Origin of the sequence: Microbacterium festucae, from assembly GCF_025421715.1 — a bacterium.
Classification (GTDB): Bacteria; Actinomycetota; Actinomycetes; order Actinomycetales; family Microbacteriaceae; genus Microbacterium; species Microbacterium festucae.
Map to the genome: position 1 here is coordinate 43,268 of NZ_JAOEFC010000004.1, position 19,193 is coordinate 62,460.

The 19,193-nt window shown below is 71.7% G+C and carries 19 protein-coding genes; 6 read left to right on the forward strand and 13 right to left on the reverse strand.

Annotated elements, in window-relative coordinates:
- Window positions 1–10 precede the first annotated feature (10 nt).
- From N3K63_RS13050 to N3K63_RS13085, 8 genes are all read right to left on the reverse strand, one after another.
- The gene (locus N3K63_RS13050; protein ID WP_261580625.1) at window positions 11–928 is read right to left on the reverse strand and encodes a GNAT family N-acetyltransferase; all 918 of its coding nucleotides are present in this window, start codon (window positions 926–928) and stop codon (window positions 11–13) included.
- Window positions 925–1,884, reverse strand: coding sequence for a hypothetical protein (locus N3K63_RS13055; protein WP_261580626.1), 960 nt, complete (start codon window positions 1,882–1,884; stop codon window positions 925–927). The genes N3K63_RS13050 and N3K63_RS13055 overlap by 4 nt, the downstream gene beginning before the upstream one ends.
- Window positions 1,881–2,900 (reverse strand): hydroxyacid dehydrogenase, encoded by a 1,020-nt coding sequence (locus N3K63_RS13060; protein ID WP_261580627.1) that lies wholly within the window; start codon window positions 2,898–2,900, stop codon window positions 1,881–1,883. Before N3K63_RS13060 ends, N3K63_RS13055 begins: the two co-directional genes overlap by 4 nt.
- Window positions 2,897–3,958, reverse strand: a complete 1,062-nt coding sequence (locus N3K63_RS13065; protein ID WP_261580628.1) for a dihydrodipicolinate synthase family protein — start codon at window positions 3,956–3,958, stop codon at window positions 2,897–2,899. Before N3K63_RS13065 ends, N3K63_RS13060 begins: the two co-directional genes overlap by 4 nt.
- Window positions 3,958–4,992, reverse strand: coding sequence for an NAD-dependent epimerase/dehydratase family protein (locus N3K63_RS13070; protein ID WP_261580629.1), 1,035 nt, complete (start codon window positions 4,990–4,992; stop codon window positions 3,958–3,960). The genes N3K63_RS13065 and N3K63_RS13070 overlap by 1 nt, the downstream gene beginning before the upstream one ends.
- Before the next feature lie 19 nt (window positions 4,993–5,011).
- On the reverse strand, window positions 5,012–5,923 hold the full coding sequence (locus tag N3K63_RS13075) for a carbohydrate ABC transporter permease (RefSeq protein ID WP_261580630.1): 912 nt from the start codon (window positions 5,921–5,923) through the stop codon (window positions 5,012–5,014).
- Window positions 5,920–6,825, reverse strand: a complete 906-nt coding sequence (locus tag N3K63_RS13080) for a carbohydrate ABC transporter permease (RefSeq protein ID WP_261580631.1) — start codon at window positions 6,823–6,825, stop codon at window positions 5,920–5,922. Before N3K63_RS13080 ends, N3K63_RS13075 begins: the two co-directional genes overlap by 4 nt.
- Window positions 6,826–6,904: 79 nt before the next feature.
- Window positions 6,905–8,143, reverse strand: a complete 1,239-nt coding sequence (locus N3K63_RS13085) for an ABC transporter substrate-binding protein (protein WP_261580632.1) — start codon at window positions 8,141–8,143, stop codon at window positions 6,905–6,907.
- 204 nt (window positions 8,144–8,347) lie between these two features.
- Here N3K63_RS13085 and N3K63_RS13090 point away from each other — a divergent pair, with 204 nt between their 5' ends.
- From N3K63_RS13090 to N3K63_RS13105, 4 genes are all read left to right on the forward strand, one after another.
- The gene (locus N3K63_RS13090; protein ID WP_261580633.1) at window positions 8,348–9,520 is read left to right on the forward strand and encodes an ROK family transcriptional regulator; all 1,173 of its coding nucleotides are present in this window, start codon (window positions 8,348–8,350) and stop codon (window positions 9,518–9,520) included.
- Window positions 9,517–10,521 (forward strand): Gfo/Idh/MocA family protein, encoded by a 1,005-nt coding sequence (locus N3K63_RS13095; protein ID WP_261580634.1) that lies wholly within the window; start codon window positions 9,517–9,519, stop codon window positions 10,519–10,521. Before N3K63_RS13090 ends, N3K63_RS13095 begins: the two co-directional genes overlap by 4 nt.
- Window positions 10,518–11,543 carry a Gfo/Idh/MocA family protein gene (locus N3K63_RS13100; protein WP_261580635.1) on the forward strand — a complete coding sequence of 342 codons (1,026 nt, stop codon included), beginning with the start codon at window positions 10,518–10,520 and terminating at the stop codon, window positions 11,541–11,543. Before N3K63_RS13095 ends, N3K63_RS13100 begins: the two co-directional genes overlap by 4 nt.
- 100 nt (window positions 11,544–11,643) lie before the next feature.
- The gene (locus N3K63_RS13105) at window positions 11,644–13,149 is read left to right on the forward strand and encodes a protein adenylyltransferase SelO (RefSeq protein ID WP_261580636.1); all 1,506 of its coding nucleotides are present in this window, start codon (window positions 11,644–11,646) and stop codon (window positions 13,147–13,149) included.
- A gap of 71 nt (window positions 13,150–13,220) precedes the next feature.
- Here N3K63_RS13105 and N3K63_RS13110 read toward each other — a convergent pair whose 3' ends face one another.
- The 4 genes from N3K63_RS13110 to N3K63_RS13125 form a co-directional block, all read right to left on the reverse strand.
- Window positions 13,221–13,559, reverse strand: coding sequence for a TfoX/Sxy family protein (locus tag N3K63_RS13110; RefSeq protein ID WP_261580637.1), 339 nt, complete (start codon window positions 13,557–13,559; stop codon window positions 13,221–13,223).
- A 68-nt stretch (window positions 13,560–13,627) separates the two neighbouring features.
- Complete coding sequence (locus tag N3K63_RS13115; RefSeq protein WP_261580638.1) at window positions 13,628–15,082, reverse strand: carboxylesterase/lipase family protein; 1,455 nt, start codon at window positions 15,080–15,082, stop codon at window positions 13,628–13,630.
- The gene (locus tag N3K63_RS13120) at window positions 15,079–15,648 is read right to left on the reverse strand and encodes a hypothetical protein (protein WP_261580639.1); all 570 of its coding nucleotides are present in this window, start codon (window positions 15,646–15,648) and stop codon (window positions 15,079–15,081) included. The genes N3K63_RS13115 and N3K63_RS13120 overlap by 4 nt, the downstream gene beginning before the upstream one ends.
- A complete protein-coding gene (locus N3K63_RS13125; RefSeq protein ID WP_261580640.1) occupies window positions 15,645–16,025 on the reverse strand; it encodes a hypothetical protein in 381 nt (126 codons plus the stop codon). Before N3K63_RS13125 ends, N3K63_RS13120 begins: the two co-directional genes overlap by 4 nt.
- Before the next feature lie 159 nt (window positions 16,026–16,184).
- On the opposite strand from N3K63_RS13125, the gene nrdI reads away from it, so the two are divergent.
- Entirely contained in the window at window positions 16,185–16,673 is a 489-nt protein-coding gene (gene nrdI / locus N3K63_RS13130) for a class Ib ribonucleoside-diphosphate reductase assembly flavoprotein NrdI (RefSeq protein WP_261580641.1), read from the forward strand.
- A gap of 46 nt (window positions 16,674–16,719) precedes the next feature.
- On the opposite strand, the gene N3K63_RS13135 is transcribed toward nrdI, so the two are convergent.
- A complete protein-coding gene (locus N3K63_RS13135) occupies window positions 16,720–17,859 on the reverse strand; it encodes an alpha/beta fold hydrolase (RefSeq protein ID WP_261580642.1) in 1,140 nt (379 codons plus the stop codon).
- 149 nt (window positions 17,860–18,008) lie between these two features.
- On the opposite strand from N3K63_RS13135, the gene N3K63_RS13140 reads away from it, so the two are divergent.
- Window positions 18,009–19,046, forward strand: a complete 1,038-nt coding sequence (locus tag N3K63_RS13140; protein WP_261580643.1) for an FUSC family protein — start codon at window positions 18,009–18,011, stop codon at window positions 19,044–19,046.
- The last annotated feature ends 147 nt before the right edge of the window (window positions 19,047–19,193 follow it).

The window sequence follows — 19,193 nt, forward strand, 5'->3', positions numbered from 1 at the left end:
AGCGCGCCGCTCAGAAGTAGTCGCCCGCCGTGAAGTGCCGGATGCCGCGCACACGGGCCTCGCGCCGCACGGGACGGATCATCCCGGTGCTGTCGTCCTGGCGCACGGCCTCCGGCGCGAAGGCGCGGAGCGCGCGGTCCTCCTCCGGCAGGGCGGGGACGGCGAGATCGCAGGATGCGACCCCGGCGAGCGCCCAGTCCGCGGCGATGGCGACGAGCAGGTCGTCGCGCGCGCCGTCCGCGTCCGGGAGCACGGCACTCTCCAGGAGCACCCCGGCCTCGCCACGACACTCGGCGATCGCGTAGCCGACCACCGCCGATCCTTCGATCCGGCGGTACAGCGTCGCCCCTCGCAGCCGCACCTCCGCCATCGCCACATCGCGGCCGTCGCGCACAGGGGCGAGCACGACCCTGCCGTCGCGAGAGCGTTCATAGACGTCCTGCAACGCGCCGAGGCTGCCGCGACCGACGGTCTCGCGCTCGACCTGCCCGTCGGTGCCCGCGAGGGCGGGCGCGCTCCAGGGGCCCGCCAGCGTTCGTGACATCGAGAACGTCCTGAACCCGCTGGAGCGATACACCTCCGGGGTGCCGGTGAACAGCAGCGCCCAGTCGGCGGCGCTCCCTGCCTGCACGCTCGCGGCGACGAGTCGGCGCGCGAGGCCCCGCCCTCGCGCGCGCTCCGAGACCGCCACGCTGCCGATCGCATGCACGTCGGCGATGCCGCCGTCGTCTTCGCGGAGCTGCTTGGGCACGCCGTAGATGGAGCCGCACAGCCCCTCGTCGTCTTCGGCGATGATCGTGTGCGCGAGCCGTTCGGGATCGATGAGCCATTGGTCGGGTGGGAGCGGAGGGCTGAAGGCGGAGGCCCAGAGCGTCGTGAGTGCGGTCTGGTCCTCGGCGTGTGCGGCACGGAGCCGGTGGTCGCTCATGCGGCACCTCGCGCGATCTCGGCCCCGCGGATGGTGTTCGCCACGACCACGCGGGCCCTGTCCCAGGGCGCCACGGTCACCGCGCGCGGCGCGGCATCGAGCAGCGCGCGGATCAGACCGGCGAAGCCCAGCTCCTCGTTCGCGTCACCATCATCGCCGCCGATCACGATCGAGCGGATGCCGGTGGTCGTCACCACATCCACCGCGTACGCATCGGGGCCCGGCGCTCCTGTGACGAGCATCTGAACCGGCACGTCGCGGGCAGCGCCGGGAACCCTCAGCAGGCCGTCGATGCCCGCGGCATCCTCCGACGCGGTGGCCGATCCGTCGCGTGTGCGCGTCCAGCCCGACCCCGCGACGAGGGCGGCCCCCGGCAGCAGCGCGTCGAGCATCTCCCAGCCGTGCACCCCGACCGTCGCGAGCGTGCCGCCGCCGCTGTGCGGATCGTCCTGCCAGGCGCGGCTCGGCAGTCGGAAGGCCGCGTTGTCGTGCTGGGCGTGTACGCGGAGCGCGCACACCGTCGCCGCGGCGGGGCCGGCGGAGATCTCCGCTGCGAGCGCCCTGACGGCGGGTGCGAAGCGGAGGACGGAGCTCGTGCCGAGCCGGACGGAGGAGTCCGCGACCGCGCGGTCGACCTCGGCGAGCTGAAGCGCGGTGGCCGCGATCACCTTGTTCACGAAGACCGGGGCGGTCCCGTCGCCGAGCGCCCGGAGGAAGGCGCCGACTTCGTGCGGGTGCGGCGTCGCGATGACGAGATCGGGCCGCAACGTCGACAGGTCTCCTGCCGAGGCCACCACCGCGCCTCCGAACCGCAGGGCGAAGTCCTCGGCCGCCCGCGCATCCGCATCGTGCACGCCGACGACCTCGGCGCCGAGCGCGCGGACGTTGCCGGCGTCGGTGTACGGATGCGAGTGGGCGAGTCCGGCGAAGGCCACCCGCAGCGCGGTGCCCGTCATGCCATCGACGACAGCTGGTCGCGGGAGACGGCGTGGGTGAGCGGAAGGCCCGCGGCGAACGCGGCGACCTCGTCGGTGACGATCCGCCCCTGACGCCGTCGCCCCTGGTGCGTGCCCGCCGCGCGGTGCGGGGTGACCAGCACCCCGGGAAGCGAGCGGAACGGGCTGTCCGCGGCGCAGGGCTCTTCGTCGAACACGTCGATCGCGGCGTTGAGCCGCCCGCTCTTCAGCTCGTCGATCAGCGCGGCCTCATCGACCAGCCAGGAGCGGGCCGTGTTCACCAGCCCCGCACCGTCGCGCATCAACGCGAGCTCGCGGCGACCGATCAGGTGGTGGGTCTCGGGGAGCGTGGGGGCGTGCACCGCGACGACCTGTGCGCGGCGCAGGGCCTCGTCGAGCGGCACCAGCTCGGCGCCCAGGGCGGCCGCCGCATCCGTATCGATCGTCGGGTCGACCAGCAACGGCTCGGCGCCGAGGGCACGGATCAGCTCGAGGTAGGCCCGGCCGGTGCGTGAGGCGCCGATGACGGCGACGGCCGTGCCGAGGATCTCGCGCTGCACCCCCACGGCATCCGCGTCGTACCACTCGTCTCCGGCGCGCAGCGCGTTGTGCATCTCGGGCACGCGGTGCAGCAGCGCGAGGGTGAACGTCAGCGACACCTCCGCGACCGACCGCGCCATTCCCGCGCCCGCCTGGGTCACCAGGATGCCGCGGTCGAACAGCTCGTCGGTCGCGAAAGGCTTGATCGTGGCGCCGGTGTGCGCGATCAACGCGAGCTGGGGGAGTGCGGCGAGCACCGCGGCGTCGAACGGCCCGACACCCCAGCTCGTGATCACGATGCGGGCGGCGCCGAGTTCGGTCCCGGTCAGACGGTCGACGCGCACGAATGTCCCACCGAGGCGCTCCGCGACGGCGTGCAGCCGGCCGACATCCTCACCCGAGAAGAACTCCGCGAAAAGCTCTTCCGAGACGACCGCGACCACGGTCGGTGCCGCCGCTCCCGTGTTCCGGCTCATGCCAACCAGGCCTCGATGTGCTCGGCGATGAACGCGTCGTCGTTCAGCTGCGGATACGCGTGGCGCACCCGCGCGATCTCCTCGGCCTGACCCGGCGAGAGACCCTCCGCAGGGTCGAGGCACCAGATGCCGTCGAGAAGCCCCTGCTGGCGCAGCATCTCGTGCACGCCGGCGATCACGCCGTGGAAGTCGTTGCCCGGGTCGAACACGGCCTGGTTGACGTCGACCATGTCGGATGCGACGAGACCGAGCTCCCGGTAGGCGTCGGCGTCGCCCGCCATCGCCTGTCGGGCGCGTTCGAGGAGCGTGACCGCCGCGCGTGTGCCGACCGCCCACTGGCCCAGCAGTCCGCCGACGAAGCGCAGCGTGCGCGGGCCAGTGGGCGAGTCCACGTGGAACTCGGAGAGCAGGTCGGCCACGATCGCGTCGTCGTTGCCGGTGTAGAGCGCGATCTCGTCGGCACGGCCCGATGCGGCGACGCCGCGCACGAGCTCAAGGGTGCGGTATCGGTCGAACGGAGCGGCCTTGACCGCCACGACGGCCGGTATCGAGGCGAACTCCCGCCAGAAGTCGCGATCGAGCACGGGCCCGCCGATCGCGGTCTGCAGGTAGAAGCCGACGACGGGCAGCACCTCGCCCACGGCGCGGGCGCGCTCGAGCAGCGCCCGCTCATCGGCTCCGGCGACGCGAGGGCTCACCAGCACGGCGTCGTAGCCGAGGTCGCGGGCGAGTGCGGCCTCGGCGACCGCCTGGGATGTGCCTCCGGCGACACCGGCGATGCGCACCACGTCGGCACCCGCGGCGGCATCCATCTCCTCTGCGGCCAGCGCGAGGACAGGCTCCAACAGGGCGTGCTCGGGGTCACGGATCTCGAACTGCGTGGTGTGCACCCCGATGGCGATGCCCCCGGCGCCGGCGTCGAGGTAATAGCGGGTCAGGGCGCGCTGACGACGCTCGTCGATGCGCCGCTCGGCGGTGAGGGCCAGCGGATGCGCGGGGATCACCGCCCCACGGGCGAGTGTCGCCGCGGCCTCCGCGCGCAGCGTCGGGACCGCCATCAGAACTTCCCGTCCCGCACGGCCCACTTGGTCGGCTTCGCGATCATCGGCAGGCCCTTCTCGATCCAGTCGGCCTGCAGACCGATCAGCGTCTCCGCGGCGACCGCGGGGTAGCCGAACAGGGCCATGCACCGGCGGGCGTCGCTGAGGAGCGCCGTGGGCTGGGGGTCGTCGACGAACTCGATCTCGCGGTCGAACAGCGCACCGAAGCGGCGGGCGACGGACTCGACGCTCAGCAGCTCCGGGCCGGTGAGGTTGATCGTGAACGGGGCGGTGGAGGCATGAGTGAGGCTGCGCAGCACGACCTCGTTCGCGTAGCCCTGCCAGATCACGTTGACGTTGGCTGTCGCCACCGACACGGGCTGTCCCGCATGCACCGCGCTGCCGATGTCGGCCAGCACGCCGTAGCGCAGGTCGACGGCGTAGTTCAGCCGGATGATCGCCACCCGGGTACCGCGCTCCTGCGCACCGAACTCGAACACCCGCTCGCGTCCGAGGCACGACTGGGCGTACTCGCCGATCGGTGCGGGCGGGACCTCTTCGGATGCTCCGCCGGAGGCGGCGGGCAGGAAGGGGTAGACGTTGCCGGTCGAGAGCACCGAGATGGCACTGTCGCGGTAGCGGCGGGCGACGCGGTCGGGGAGCGCCGCGTTGACCTCCCATGCCCACGACGCGTTGGTCGCGGCACCGAACTTCGCGCCCACCATGAACACCACATTGGGGGCGTCCGGCAGGGCGGCGAAGTCATCGTTCTCGATCAGGTCGAACGGGACGACCGTGACCCCGGCGCTCTCCAGGCGCTCTCGGATCGCCGTGTCACCGAAGCGGGAGACGGCGTAGACCGCGTCGCGCTGACGCCCGGCGGCATCCATCCCGCGGCGCGCGAGCATGGCGAGGGTCGGGCCCATCTTGCCGCCCGCGCCGAGGATCACGAGGTCGCCCGCCCCGCGGGCGAGGTCGTCGATCAGCGCGGCGCTCGGAGTCGCGAGCGCCTCCTCGAGTTCCGCCTCTGACGTGAAGATCTGCTGAGTCACGTGGTGCTTTCCCTTCTTCTCAGCCCTTGATGCCCGTGCCGGCCACGCCTTCCTGCACGTACCGCTGAGCGATGAGGTACGCGAGGAAGATCGGCAGCAGCGCGACGACGGACCCCGCGAGCATGGTGCTCAGCGGAACGTTCTGCTGCTGCAGCGACGAGATCCCGACGGTCAACGTGAACATCGAGTTCGACTTGGCGATGATGAGCGGCCACAGGAAGTCGTTCCAATGCCACAGGAAGACGAAGATCCCGAGCGTCGCGAGGATCGGCTTGCACAGCGGCAGCACGATGCGCAGGAAGATGCGGAACTCGCCGGCGCCATCGATGCGCGCTGCTTCGAACAGCTCGTCGGGGAGTCCTTGGATGAACTGACGCATGAGGAACACGGCCTGCGCGTTGGCCAGCGTCGGCAGGATGAGGCCCCAGTAGGTGTCGATGCCGCCGAGGTTGGCCATGAGGATGAATGTGGGGATGAGGGTCACGTGGAACGGCACCATCACCATCGCCAGGAACGACCAGAACATCACCTCCTTGCCGCGGAACCGCTTCTTGGCGAAGGCGTAGCCGGCGAGCGCCGACAGGAACAGCACCGCCACGACCGACACGACCGAGTAGATGAGGGTGTTGCCCAGCCAGCCGAGGATGTTCTGGCCGCCGAGCACCTGCTCGTAGGCCTCGAAGGAGATGTCCGTCCACGGCAGCAGGGACCCGGGGAGCTCGACCAGCATGCCCGGCTTCAGGCTCAGCACGACCATCGCGTAGAACGGGAAGAAGCTGAGTACGCCGGCAAGGCTCAGCCAGATCCAACGGAAGACGATGCCCCCGCGGGTGGGCTCGAGCGCTCGGAAGGAACGGCTTTTGGTCGACGGGCCCTTGGGCGGCGGAGTCGGCGCGGAGCTCGAGGTGGGCGGCTGGATCAGGGCGGTCATTTCTGCTTTCCGATCACGAGGCGCTGGATGAGGGCGACCACGAGGGTCATGATGAACAGGGCCACACCGACCGCGGCGGCGTATCCGTAGTCGAAGTAGCGGAAGCCTTGGTCGTAGAGCAGGTAGACGAGGGAGTAGCTGGCATTGGCCGGGCCGCCCTGGGTCATCACGTAGATGACGTCGAAGACCTGGAAGGCGGCCGTCGTCTCGATCACGGCGAGGAAGAAGAAGGTCGGGCGCAGGTAGGGGAGGATGATCCACCGGAACCGCTGCCAGCCGTTCGACCCGTCGACCAGGGCCGCCTCTTCGAGCTCGCGCGGCACATCTTGCAGCGCGGCGATGATGATCATCATCCCGTAGCCGAAGCGTGACCACACGCCCACGACGACGATCGCGGGGATGACGAGGACCGTGCTGCTCAGCCATGATCCGCCGAGACCGAACGGTTCCATCAGGGCGGACCACGGTCCGTTGCTGGAGAAGATCCAGACGAAGATCGAGCCGGCGAGCACCAGCGAGGTGATCACCGGGAGGAAGAAGATCGATCGGAAGAACCGTGCACCGCGAAAGGCGCGTCGCACGCCCAGAGCCATCACGGTCGAGAGCACGAGGGAGATCGGCACAGCCAGAACCGTGTAGATCAGCGTCGTTCCCAAGGCGCGCCAGAACAGGGGATCGGCGATGAGCCGCTCGAAGTTGTCCAGCCCTCGCCACGCGATCTCGCCGGAGATGTCGTAGTCGAAGAAACTCAACGCGACACCGGCGATGCTCGGGCCGAAGCGGAAGGCGATGAAGAGCAGGAAGGCGGGAAGCACGAAGAAGAACGCCACGCGGGCTTCGCGTCGTTCGAGCACTCGTGCGACCCGGCCCGCGGGCCGCTTCGCCGTGGATGCCGTCGTCATAGTCGAAACCTCACGTGGGGGAGTGGGAGGGGTGGGGCGCGCGGCGGTCATCCGCGCGCCCCGGGTCAGGAAGCGATCGTCACTTGGCCAGGGGCGCGGCCGCGGTCGCGGCATCCTTCAGCGCATCTGCCGGCGACTTCTGCGCGAGCAGCGCGGCCTGGATCTCGGGTGCGAGCACTCCCATGACGGCGCGCGAGCTCGAGTTGAGCTCTCCCACGGTCGTATCGGGGACGTACTTCTCGACCTCGCCGAGCAGGGGGTCGTCGGCATAGAGCGGACCGGTGGTGCTGAGGGCCGAGAAGTAGCCGGCGGCCGTGAGGTACGGCTCGACGATCTCGGCGCTGCCGGCGAACTCGGCGAACTTCGCCGCCGCGTCCTGCGCCTTCGATCCCTTGAGGACCGAGAGCGAACCGACCGTGCCGTAGGCGACCGACTCCTTGTCGGTGAGCGGCGCGAGAACCTTGACGTTCTCCTCGCCCCAGAACGGCGCGACCTCGGTGACGCCGTTGTTCCAGGTGCACGCGACCTTGCCCTGCGCGATGGCGGTCTGCTCGAGCGGGACGTTGGTGGTGAGCGCCTCGGGATCGAGGGCACCGGCCTCGGCCAGATCGGTGATGAAGGAGAGCGCCTCTTCACCGGCCTTGCTGTCGAAGGCGACCTCGCCCTTGTCGTCGTAGACCTGCCCGCCGGCCTGCCACAGCAGCGGGTAGAAGGTGAGGTTGAGCGTGTTCTCCGCCGAGGCCGGGTAGTTCAAGACGTACATGTCGGCCGCCGTGAACTTCGGGGCGATGTCGACGATGTCGTCCCAGGTCGTGGGGTAGTCGGTGACCCCGGCCGCTTCGAACGCCGCGGCGTTGCAGATGAGCGGCTGCGCACTGGTGAGGATGGGCGAGCCGAGGATGTCGCCGTCGATCGTCACGGATTCCTTGACGTTCGGAAGCAGGTCGTTCTGACGCTCCTCGCTGAGCAGATCGTTCAGCGGCGCGATCGACGACTGGTAGGCGGCGAGCTGATCGGGGATCAGGTAGACCACATCAGGGCCCTTGCCGGCGGCGATCGCGGTCTGCAGGGACTCGTCGCGGTTGGCCCAGGGGAAGATCTCGTACGAGACGTTGATGCCGTCGTTCTCCTTCTCGAACTCGGCGATCGTCGAGTCCCAGAAGTCCTTGTGCACCGCCTCGTCGCCGATGACCGGATACAGCCAGACCGTGATGTCCTGCTCTCCGTCGGCCGCGCTTCCGCCGCCGCCCGAGCAGCCGGCCAACAGGGCGATGGCCGCGACGCCCGCGGTGACGCCGGTGAACTTTCTGACGCGCATGGTGCTCCTTTGCATATACCGTGCTGAGTACCGTTTCATTATGACACTCCTGTGGGATAATTGGTCAAGTACAACTTCACAGGTGGTTGTTACAACGGTGTTTCCCGTACGAAAACACCCACACACGATGTAAAAATGCGGTGTGCTATTTTGATCGCACCCCGCGACATCGACGCCTGCGACATCGAACAAGGAGGACCGCACATGGTCGTGCCCAGCCCGCTGTCGATCGTGGCGCGTGCGGCGCTGCACCTTCGCGACGCAGGTCCCGCGACCGTGACCGAGCTCTCGCGTTCGCTGGAGATCTCGCGGACATCGGTGGAGAACGCGGTCGCCGTGCTCATCGACTCCGGCTTGATCGGCGATGCCCCGGTGCACAGCGGCAGTGGCGCCGGCCGGCCCGCCCGCCGGTACTCCTTCCACGCCGCGGTGGGAACCGTGGTCGGCGTCGACATCGGAGTGGCCAGCGTGCGCGTCATCCTCGCCGACCTCGCCGGTCGGGTGACGATGCAGCGCACCTTCGCCGGAGTCGAGGACTACGTCGGCGGCGCGGCCAAACTCGCGGCGGTCATCGACGATGTGCGACAGACGCTCGCGGGCGCGTCCGTGCCCGCGTCCAAGGTGCGCGCCATCGGCGTCTCGCTGCCCGGCATCATCGACGATGCGGGCCGGGTCACGCTGTCGGTCGTGATCCCCGAATGGTCGGGGATCGACATCGGATCGCAGCTGCGACAGGCCTTCGGATGCCCGGTCGCCGTCGACAACGGCGTGCGACTGGCCGCCGTGGCCGAGCACCACCTCGGCGTCGCGCAACTCGTCGATGACGTCATCTACCTCTCCGTCGGCAACCGCATCGCGATGGGCCTGATCCTCGGCGGTCGCCCGCGTCGCGGCATCCACAACGCCGCCGGCGACATCGGGCGCCTCGCTTTCCGAGGGCTCGACACCGAGACCGGTCAGATCCGCTGGCAGACCGCTGCGACGGCGGCCGAGGTGTTCGATGCGGCGCGGGCGGGCGACGTGGCCGCGCAGGGTGAGCTGGATGCCTTCGTCGACGAGCTGGCGCACGGCATCGCCACGCTGATCATGACGATCGACCCGGCGATGATCGTGATCGGCGGCGGACTGTCGGGGGCGCACGAGCAGTTGCTCGGCCCGCTGCGCGCCGTGCTTCCGCACCACCTCGGACTGCCCTTCCACGTGCCGCTCGCCGAGGCTCGACTGGGCGCCGAGGCCGCAGCGCACGGGGCCCTCGTGCACGCCTTCCAGCGCCACAACGCCGAGATCTATCGGATCGACGACATGCCCGTGCCGCCGATCACCCCACTTCGCGGCGCGTCCGCGGCTGTGTCCGAATCCACTGAGGAGAACGAGTGAGCACGTTGACGGTCGGACTGATCGGGGCCGGCGGGATATCGCGCGTACATGCCGATGCATGGCGCGCGCTCGGCGCCGTCGGGTATGTGACCTCGGTGGCGGGCGCGGAAGAGGTCGCCGAGGAGTTCGGCTTCACGGTGGTCGACTCCGTCGATGCGCTCATCGAACTCGTCGACATCGTCGACATCGTCACCCCCAGCAGCACGCACGCCGAGTTCGCGCTGCGGGCGATCTCGCGCGGCAGGAACGTGGTGTGCGAGAAGCCCCTGGCCCCGACCGCCGACATCGCGGCGGGCGTCGCCCGGGCGGCGGCAGAAGCCGGGGTCCGGCTGTTCCCGGCCCACGTCGTTCGCTACATGGGCGAGTACCGACGCATCAAGGAGCGCATCGACGCCGGCGCCATCGGCACCGTCGCGGTGCAGCGGTTCAGCCGCGCGGGGGCGGCACCGCAGGCCCCCTGGTTCTTCTCCGAGCGGGCCGGTGGTGGCGTGATCCGCGACCTGATGATCCACGACATCGACCAGGCGATCTGGTTCGCCGGCCCCGTCGCCGAGGTCTACGCGGTGCAGAACCCGCCGACCGTCGACGACCGCGTTCCGGCGCCGGTCACCTCGCACGTGGTGCTCACGCACCGCAGCGGGGTCATCAGCCACGTTCACGGCAGTTGGGTCGCGGCGGGCATGCCGTTCCGGACGAGTGTCGAGATCGCGGGTTCCGAGGGTCGTCTGCGCTACGACAGCGCCGAGGACACGACATTGCGTACCGACGCGGTGACGGACGGTGGAGACGCCGACTACCTGCCGCCCATGTCGCCCCGGCAGAGTCCGTACTACGCCGAGATCGCCGACTTCGTCGCGGCCATCGCCGAGCAGCGCGAGGCCCGGGTGACCGCGGCCGACGGCATCGAGGCCGTGGCCGTCACCGAAGCCGCCTATGCCTCGATCGCCGCGGGCACGGCGATCTCCCTTCCCGCCCCCACGGCCGCGGAGGCCAGCCGATGACGGATCCCTCGCCGCTGCGGATCGCGGTCCTGTCCTTCGCCCATACCCACGCGCTGAGCTATGTGCACGCGCTGAAGGCGATGCCCGGCGTCGAGCTCATCGCTGCGGACCCCGACGGCTCGAGCGCGCCCGACGACGCGCCTCGGGGGGCGGAGCTGGCCGCCCAGATCGATGTGGCCTATGTCGACAGCTATGACGACGCCTTCGCGTGGGGGCCGGATGCGGTGGTGATCGCCGCCGAGAACTCGCGGCACCGCGCGCTCGTTGAGCGTGCGACCGCTGCCGGCGTCCACGTCCTCTGCGAGAAGCCGCTCGCCACGACCGTCGACGACGCCATCGCGATGCGCGAGGCCGCGGCACGGGCCGGCGTCATCCTCATGGTGGCGTATCCCGTGCGTTTCGCCCCCGCCGTCGGCGATGCCTTCGGCGAGGTGCGCAGCGGGCGGCTCGGACGTGTGCTCGGCGTCACCGGGATCAACAACGGCGTCCTGCCCCAGGACCGCGCCTGGTTCACCGATCCAGAGCTTGCGGGGGGCGGCGCGCTGGTGGACCACCTGGTGCATTGCGCCGACCTGCTCGACGAACTGCTGGGGGAGAGGGCGCAGTCCGTGCGGGCCGTGTCGAACACGATCCTCCATGCCCAGCGCGATCTCGCCGTCGAGACCGGGGGACTCGTCACGATCGGCTACCCGAGCGGTGTCGTCGCCACGATCGATTGCTCGTGGAGCTGGCCGCTGAGCTCGCCGACCTGGGGCGGACTCACGCTGCAGATCGTCGCGGAGCGGGGCACGGTGACCGTCAGCCCCTTCGCGAAGGGGATCGCAGGGCACGACGCCCGCGGCGAGACCTGGGACCCGGTGGGTTCCGACCTCGATGCGCTGCTGCTCGAGGAGTTCGTCGCCGCGGTGCGCGAGGGGCGTCAGCCGCAGCCGGATGCCGGCGTCGGTGTGCGCACCGTCGAGATCGTGAAGGCAGCGCAGGCGTCGGTGGCGAGGGGCGGTGCGGTCGTGACGTTGGACTGACGCCGGCGTGCGTCGTGTGTCGGCGCCACCGGCCGCAACCTCGCGTCCCGCGGCGTCACATTGACGCGGGCGCGCCGCGCCGCCGTCCTACACTGCCGCCATGACCGACGTGACCCCCGTCGCCACGGCGGCATCGACCTCACGACCGGCGCCACTGCCGGTGCTCGAGCGCGTCTGGGCCGAGGCGTTCCCCGAGCTGTCGCGCCCCGTCACCCCGGTGCGCACGCCGCGGCCCCGCCTCTTGGCGCTCAACGAGCCGCTGGCCGCTGAGCTGGGGGTGGATGCCGCTCACCTCCGCTCGCCGGCAGGGGTGCGCTTCCTCACCGGTGAGCCTGCCGAAGGCGCGGGCGCGGCGGTCGCGCAGGTGTACGCGGGGCACCAGTGGGGCGTCTTCCAACCGATCCTCGGCGACGGGCGCGCGGCGCTGCTCGGGGAGCTGCGGACACCCGACGGTCGGCTGCGCGACCTGCACCTCAAAGGCATCGGCCCCACCTCGATGTCACGCGTCGACGGGTTCGCCGTCGTCGGCCCGATGCTGCGCGAATACCTCATGGGCGAGGCGATGAACGCGCTCGGCGTCCCCACCACCCGCGCGCTCGCCGTCGTCGCCACCGGAGCGCCCCGCTCCCACGCCGGAGAGGTGCTGCCGGGCGCCGTGCTGGCGCGCACGGCGGCGAGCCACGTGCGGTTCGGCTCGTTCGAATACGTCCGCGCGCAGGGCGACCCGGCGCTCCTGCGGCGGCTGGCCGACCACGTCATCGCCCGTCACCATCCCGGCGCGGCCGGCGCCCGGCATCCGTACCGCGCCCTGCTGACACGGATCGTGGATGCCGTGGCGGCGCTCACCGCGCAGTGGATGCGCGTCGGGTTCGTCCACGGTGTGCTCAGCACCGACAACGTGGCCGTGTCGGCCGAGACCATCGACTACGGGCCGTGTGCGTTCCTGGACGCCTACGAGCCCGGCGCCTTCTTCAGCTCGATCGACCGGTTCGGCCGGTACGCCTACGACCGGCAGCCCGCCATCATGCGCTGGAACCTCGCACGCCTGGGCGAGGCGCTCGCCCCGCTGCTGGCCGATGACCCGGCGGAGGCGGAGCAGACCGCCGCTGCGACGGTGGCGACGTTCGACGCCCGCTACGCGTTCCACGAGTCCGCCGCGTTCCGCGCGAAGCTCGGCCTCGACGACCGCGCACCGCAGACGGCGGTGCACGAACTCACGGCGGCGGCACTCGCGCTGCTCGACGAGCACGGCGTCGACTTCACGGGGTTCTGGCGCGCCCTCGCACGCGCGGCGGACGGCGACGAGCGGCCGGTACGGGACAGGTTCTTGGGCGCGGTCCCCGCCCTCGACCGGTGGCTGGCGCGCTGGGGCGCCCTCGCGCCGAGCGCCGCACGCATCCGGGCGGTGAACCCGGTGTACATCCCGCGCAATCACCTCGTCGAGGAGGCGCTGGCCGCGGCCACGGCGGGCGACCTCGGGCCCTTCGAGACGCTCGTCGACCTGCTGCGCGAGCCGTACACCGAGCGCGTATCGCTCGAGTTCCGCCGCTTCGCCGCCCCGGCCCCGGCAGACGCCCCGCGGCACCGCGCCTTCTGCGGCACCTGACCACGCGCCTGACCCACCGCGCCTGACCCACGGCACGGGCCCCGTCCGCACCCCGCCCCGGCGCCCTCACGTCACCCTTGCGAGCGGTGGAACTCCCGTGCCGCGTCGACCCAGAAGAGGAGTCGCTCGTCGTCGGTCAGGCGTTCGCCGTCGACGAGCAGCCACCCCGGACCCATCTCGCGCCGCCGCGGACCCATCACCGCCGGTGACGCGTCGGGCTCGAGGAGGAACCCCTCGGTGTCGTCGGCGCCGACCCGCACGAGCAGCCCCGCGTCACCGAACACGGCGACCACGATGCGCTCGTCCAGCAGGAACGCCCGGGTGCCGAAAAGTGCCTTTTCGGTGAGGGCGGGCTCGTCCGAGAGCACGGCGCGCACCCGGTCGGCCATCACCCGCTGCGCTTCGCTCATCGCCATCGCCGCCTCACCTCTCCCTCTTCACCCCGCTGACACAACGCCCCGGCACGTGCAGGCCCGCCTCACACCGCATCCACGACGTCGGCGCGCCGCTGCCGGGTCGTCTCGGACGCCTCGTCGAACACGCGCGTCCAGCGCTCGGCGCCGTAGGCGGGCCACCCCGGCGCGCCGTCGCGGATGAAGGCGACCCAGGCGCCGTGCATCTCGTCGGCGAGGCTCGCGGGTGCGTCCGCGCCGGCGAGGGCGACGGCATCCGGGCTCGTCACGTCGCCGAAGACGAAGCCGATCTCGACGGCATGCGCGGCGCCGAGTGCGCGCACCGGACTGCGCCACGCGAACTCGTAGACGAACGTGTCGGCGCGGCGTGCGCGGGCCAGGCGGGTGGCCGGTGCGCGCAGCAGGCGGTCGGTGACGAGCTGGCCGAGCACCTCGCCGGGAGAGGCGTGCGGGAACGCCGCCCGCACGCCGCGCACGGCGCGTCGCGGGATGCGCAGCGCCAGCCGCGCCGCCCACGCCTTCACGCGGCGGATGGCCGCCAGCGCGTCGGGATCCAGCCACAGCCGGTACTCCTCGGTGTTCGTGCCGATGAGGATCGGCACGTCGGCGTCGACCAGTGCCGCGTGCGGTGAGGCGGGAAGCGCCGCGGAGTCGACGGCGAGGGTGTAGCCCGGGGTGCCGCTCAGAGGCGTCGAGCCCGCCGACTGCCGGGCGCGGGCATCGAGCAGCTCGTCGGGGGAGTGAGCACGGAACGCGGATGCCGTGGGCTCCACCCCCAGCACCTCGGCCATCTGCCGGGTGACGCGCGCGGCGCGCTCGCGCGTCACGGCCTCGAGCGGACCGGACTGGATGATCGCACCGGCGATCCGCGGGCGCGAGTCGGGCCGGCTCAGCAGTGCCGCCACCAGCGCGCCGCCGGCCGACTCGCCCATCAGGGTGATGCGCGCGGGCGAGCCGCCGAAGGCGGCGATCTCACGGTGCACCCACTCCAGCCCGGCGGCGACGTCGTGCAGTCCCAGGTCGGCCGGAGCGTCGTCGAAGACCGAGAAGCCCTCGGCGCCGAGCCGGTAGTTGAGCGAGACGAACACGATGCCGTTGCGGGCGAAGCGCTCGCCGTCGTAGCCCGGCAGCGCGGCGGTGCCCCGCTCGAGCGACCCGCCGTGGATCCACAGCACCACGGGCGAATCGGCCGCATCGGCGGCTGCCCACACGTTGACCGTCAGGGTGTCCTCGCCCGGGATCTCCACCGTCGACAGCAGCGCCGCGGTCGCCTCGGGGTAGGGGCGCTGCGGCGAGGTCGCCCCGAACGCGGTGCCGTCGCGCTCGCCCTCCCACGGCGCCGGCGGCAGCGGCAGCGCGAACCGGCGCGCGCCGACGGGCGGCTGCGCGTAGGGGATGCCGAGGAAGCGCACGACCTCGGCGGTGCCGTCGCCACCCAGTGTCGCTCCGCGCACGCGACCGGTCGACAGGGTGGCCACGGGTGCGGTGCCGCGACGATCTGCGGATGCCGCGCCCGTCACGCGAACACCGTTCCGACGAGCAGGGCGACCGCGACGGCGGCGAGCACCACGCCGAGGGTCTCCAGGGCGAGCCCCGAGATGAGCGTCCACGCCAGCACGGCGTTCGTGCGCCGCGTGTCGACCACGCTGTCGAGCGTGGCGGTGATGAGGTGCTGCTCCATGTGCAGCGACGACACCCGAAGGAACTCCTCCCCGGCGTACGTGCGCAGCGTGTCGTCGGTGAGCGCCGTGCCGGGCCGCGGCCACAGCATCGCGGTGGTGACCAGCCCGCTCGCCACGAAGGCGATCACCGCGGCCACCAGGAGCGACAGCGTGGCCGGCTCCAGCGCCGCCGGCGCGGGCACCTGGGGTGCGGCGGCGCCGGCGACGAGCCCGGCGACGCCGAGGAAGATCGCCACGAGGGCCCCCGCGGTGGTCACCACGGCCACACCGCGCGTGATGTACGACTCGCGCGCCGCCCGCGCGGCATCCAGCTCCCGCTCCAGCATCCGCAGGGTCACCGTCGAGGCCGGTGTCGCGGGCACGGGCACCGACCCCGACCCCGACGCGGCCGCTCGGCGGATCACGGGGCGTCCTCGCCTGCGTCGTAGACCACCCGGGCGGCACCGGCCGACAGGGAGACGACGCGGAAGACGCCGTCGTCGGCGGCTTCGCCCGCGGCGAGCGTGCGCAGCGCCACGCCCACGTCGCCGTCGTCGGTGTGGAGCACGCCGTGGTGGGCGCCGTCGAGCACGATCTGGAACACCGGCCCGGTGCGCGGCAGCGGGATCGGATTGGTGGTCGGCGGCGGCGCGGTCTCGGTGGGAGCGGGGAACAGCCGCGGCAGCCAGGTCGGCAGCAGCGACGCCGCGGATGCCGTGGGCTCCAGCACGAACCGATCGTCCACGCGGAACGGTGGCTCGATGCCGTTCAGGTCGATCGTGAACTCGAACTCCCGTGTCACGCTGTGCCCCCTCCGCGGCGGCGCCGCCCGGTCGCCTCGCTCAGCGTCGCAGACACGGGCGCGCGCGGGCAAGCATCGCGCGCCGCTCACGCGCTGACCACGTCGTTTTCCCGGTCATAGGCCGCCCCGCAGCCGGGCCCGACGACGCACACTGGTGGCGTGAGCAAGGTTCCGGTCTACTACTACTCGTCCGTGTCGAACCTCACGCGCCGCTTCGCCGAGCACCTGGCTCGGCAGGGCCGGCCGATCCGCGATCTGGCCGACGCCGAGGTGCGCGCCGGCGAGGTGTCGGGCCCATGGGTGCTGCTCACGCCGTCGTACAAGGCGGGCAACGCGGCCGAGGCGACGCTCCCGGCCCCGGTGCGCCGGTTCCTGCGCTCGTCCACCAACCGGCGGCGCCTCATCGGCATCCTCGGATCGGGCAACCGCAACTTCGGCGAGTACTACCAGGCCGCGGCGCGCGAGCTCGCGCGCGTCTCGCACCGGCCGATCCTCTACGAGTTCGAGCTGGCAGGCACGCCCGAAGACGTCGCCGCGACGGTGCGGATTCTCACCTCGCTCGACGAGGGCCTCGCCGCGGGAGCCGCCGAGCGCGCCGAACGCGAAGCGCAGCGCGCGCTGAGCGAGTCTGCCGCCCCGGAGGCCTGAGCCACACCCGAGCCCTGAGTCGGGCCCGACGCCGTCTGCGGCGGGGTCAGACGCCGATGTCGTCGAACCACGACATGAGCGCGGGCAGCGTGAGATAGGCGATCGTGCCGTGCACGGCGCCATCGATCTCGTGCAGCGTCACATCCATCCCCTGTTCGGCCTCGTGAGCGGCGAACGCGCGGGTGGCCGCCGGCAGCACGAGTTCGTCCGACAGGCCCTGCGCGATGAACAGCGGGGCGCCGAAGGGCGTCGCGCCGGCGGAGTTCTCGGCCAGCAGGGTCTTCCACGGCTCCGTCGTCGTCGGATCGGCGGCGGTGAACCGGCCGACGACGGGCTGTGCGAGCGCGTGCAGCTCGGTGAGGTCGGTGAGCAGGCACAGCCGATTCATCTCGGGCTGGATCGCGACGGCATCCGGGGTGAGGATCGTCGCGAGGTCGGCGCCCCGATCGGCATAGACCTCGCTGAACGCACGGAACGCGTAGGAGCCGATCGTCGCCCCCGAGATGTCGTCGAGGTGGTCGGCCATCAGCGCCGTGAGGTCGGCCGCGGGCGCGGCGACCGCCACCGCCGTCACCGTGAGCTCGGGGGCGTAGGCCCCGGCGGTCTCGGCGGCGAACAGGGCGGCCTGGCCGCCCTGGGAGTGGCCCCACAGGATCACCTCATCGCCCGCCTCTGCCGCATCGACGTGCTGCGCGGCGCGCACGGCGTCGAGCATGCTGTGGGCGGCCGTCGCGCCGACGAGGTACGAGTCGGGGCCGTCGGTGCCCATGCCCACGTAGTCGGTGGCGACCACCGTGTAGCCGCGGTCGAGCAGGAACCGCAGCCCCTCGATCAGCTCGAACGGGTCGAACGAGCGCGACGGCGCGCAGTCGGGATCGGTGCCGGTGGTGGGATGGCCCCAGGCCACGACGGTGCGAGGGCCGGGGTGCGGATCCAGCGGCACGACGAGGATGCCGGTGGCCACCACCGCCGCACCGTTCAGGTCGGTGGTGCGGTACATGAGGCGCCACGCCCGGGCGTCGGCGGGGGTGCCCTCGAGCTCGGTGCGGCGCACGATCGAGCCGGGTTCGCCGTCGGCGGCGTCGGCGGGCTGCGCGTAGAACGCGGTGAGGCCGATGCGTTCGACGGCGTCGCCCACCAGCCGCACCTCGGCGGCGAGCACGAGGCAGCCGGCCACGGCGAGCATGAAGGCCACGTAGCGGGCGAACCCCGACCGTCCCCACCGTCCCCGGTGCGCCCACCGACTCCGATCCCGATCCGATGCGCGTGTCCCCATACGGTGATCCTGCCGTGCCCGCGCCGCCGGCGCGAGGGCGCCGAGCGTACGATCGAAGGGTGGCGGAGACTCAGGGGCGGATCATGACCGGCCTCATCCGCATCGCCCCGCACCGCGGCGATCACCGGGTCGCGCTGCGCGCGGCATTCTCGCTGGCGGTGCCGCTGCTCGTGCTCTGGGCCCTCGGGAGGCTCGACCTGTCGGTCTACGCCAGCTTCGGCGCGTTCGCGAGCCTCTACGGGCGCTTCGATCCGTACGCCGACCGCATCCGGATGCAGGCCGCCGCCGGCGTCACGCTGCTGTCGTGCATGATGCTCGGCACCCTCGTCTCCTTCGCAGGGCTGCCGGATGCCGCACGCGTGGGCATCGTCGCCGTCATCGCCGCGATCGTCACCCTCATCGCGCACGTCTGGCGCTGGCATCCGCCGGGCGGCCTGTTCGCCGTGTTCGCCGCGGGTGCCTGTGCGAGCCTCCCCGCCACCGCCGGCTCCTTCCTCGTGGTGCTCGTCGTCGGGGGAGCCTCGGCCGCGTTCGGCGTCGCCGTCTCGACCGTGATCGCCTTGGCCCGCGGCGGGTGGCGCATCGCCCCGCCGCGGGGCACCCGGCATCCGGCCGCCGCGACCGGCGTCGTCGCGCGGGGCGTCGATGTCGCACTCACCGTCGCGATCGGCGCGGCGCTGGCGGGACTGGCGGGACTGTTCCTCATCGGCAACCACTGGTACTGGGCGATGGTGGCCGCCGTCGCCGCGCTCGGGGGAGCGGAGCTCAACGCCCGCGTCATCCGCGGCGTGCAGCGGCTGCTGGGCACCGTGCTGGGCATCGCGGTGGCCGCAGGACTGCTGGCTCTGCACCTGCCGCCGCTGGTCACGGTGCTCGTCGCCGTGCTGCTGCAGGCCGGCGCCGAGCTCTACGTCAGCCGCAACTACGGCATCACGATGCTCTTCGTCACGCCGCTGGCGCTGCTGATGGTCGAGCTCGCCGTTCCCGCCGACCCCGTCGTGCTGCTGCGCGACCGGATGCTCGACACCGTCATCGGGGTCGCCGTCGGCACGCTCGTCGCCGTGGCATCCGCCTTGCTGCGTCGCCGCCGCGCGTGATTTCTTCTCGCCGCTGACCTGGTCTTTTTGTGGCTCTCAGAAGTCGGGTGTTTTTCCCGGCTCTATGGTCTGACCACAGGGAGCATAATGGGGCCAGAAGGGCGGGAGCCCATCCCGACCGAACCGAGAAGGGCGCGGCGCACCGTG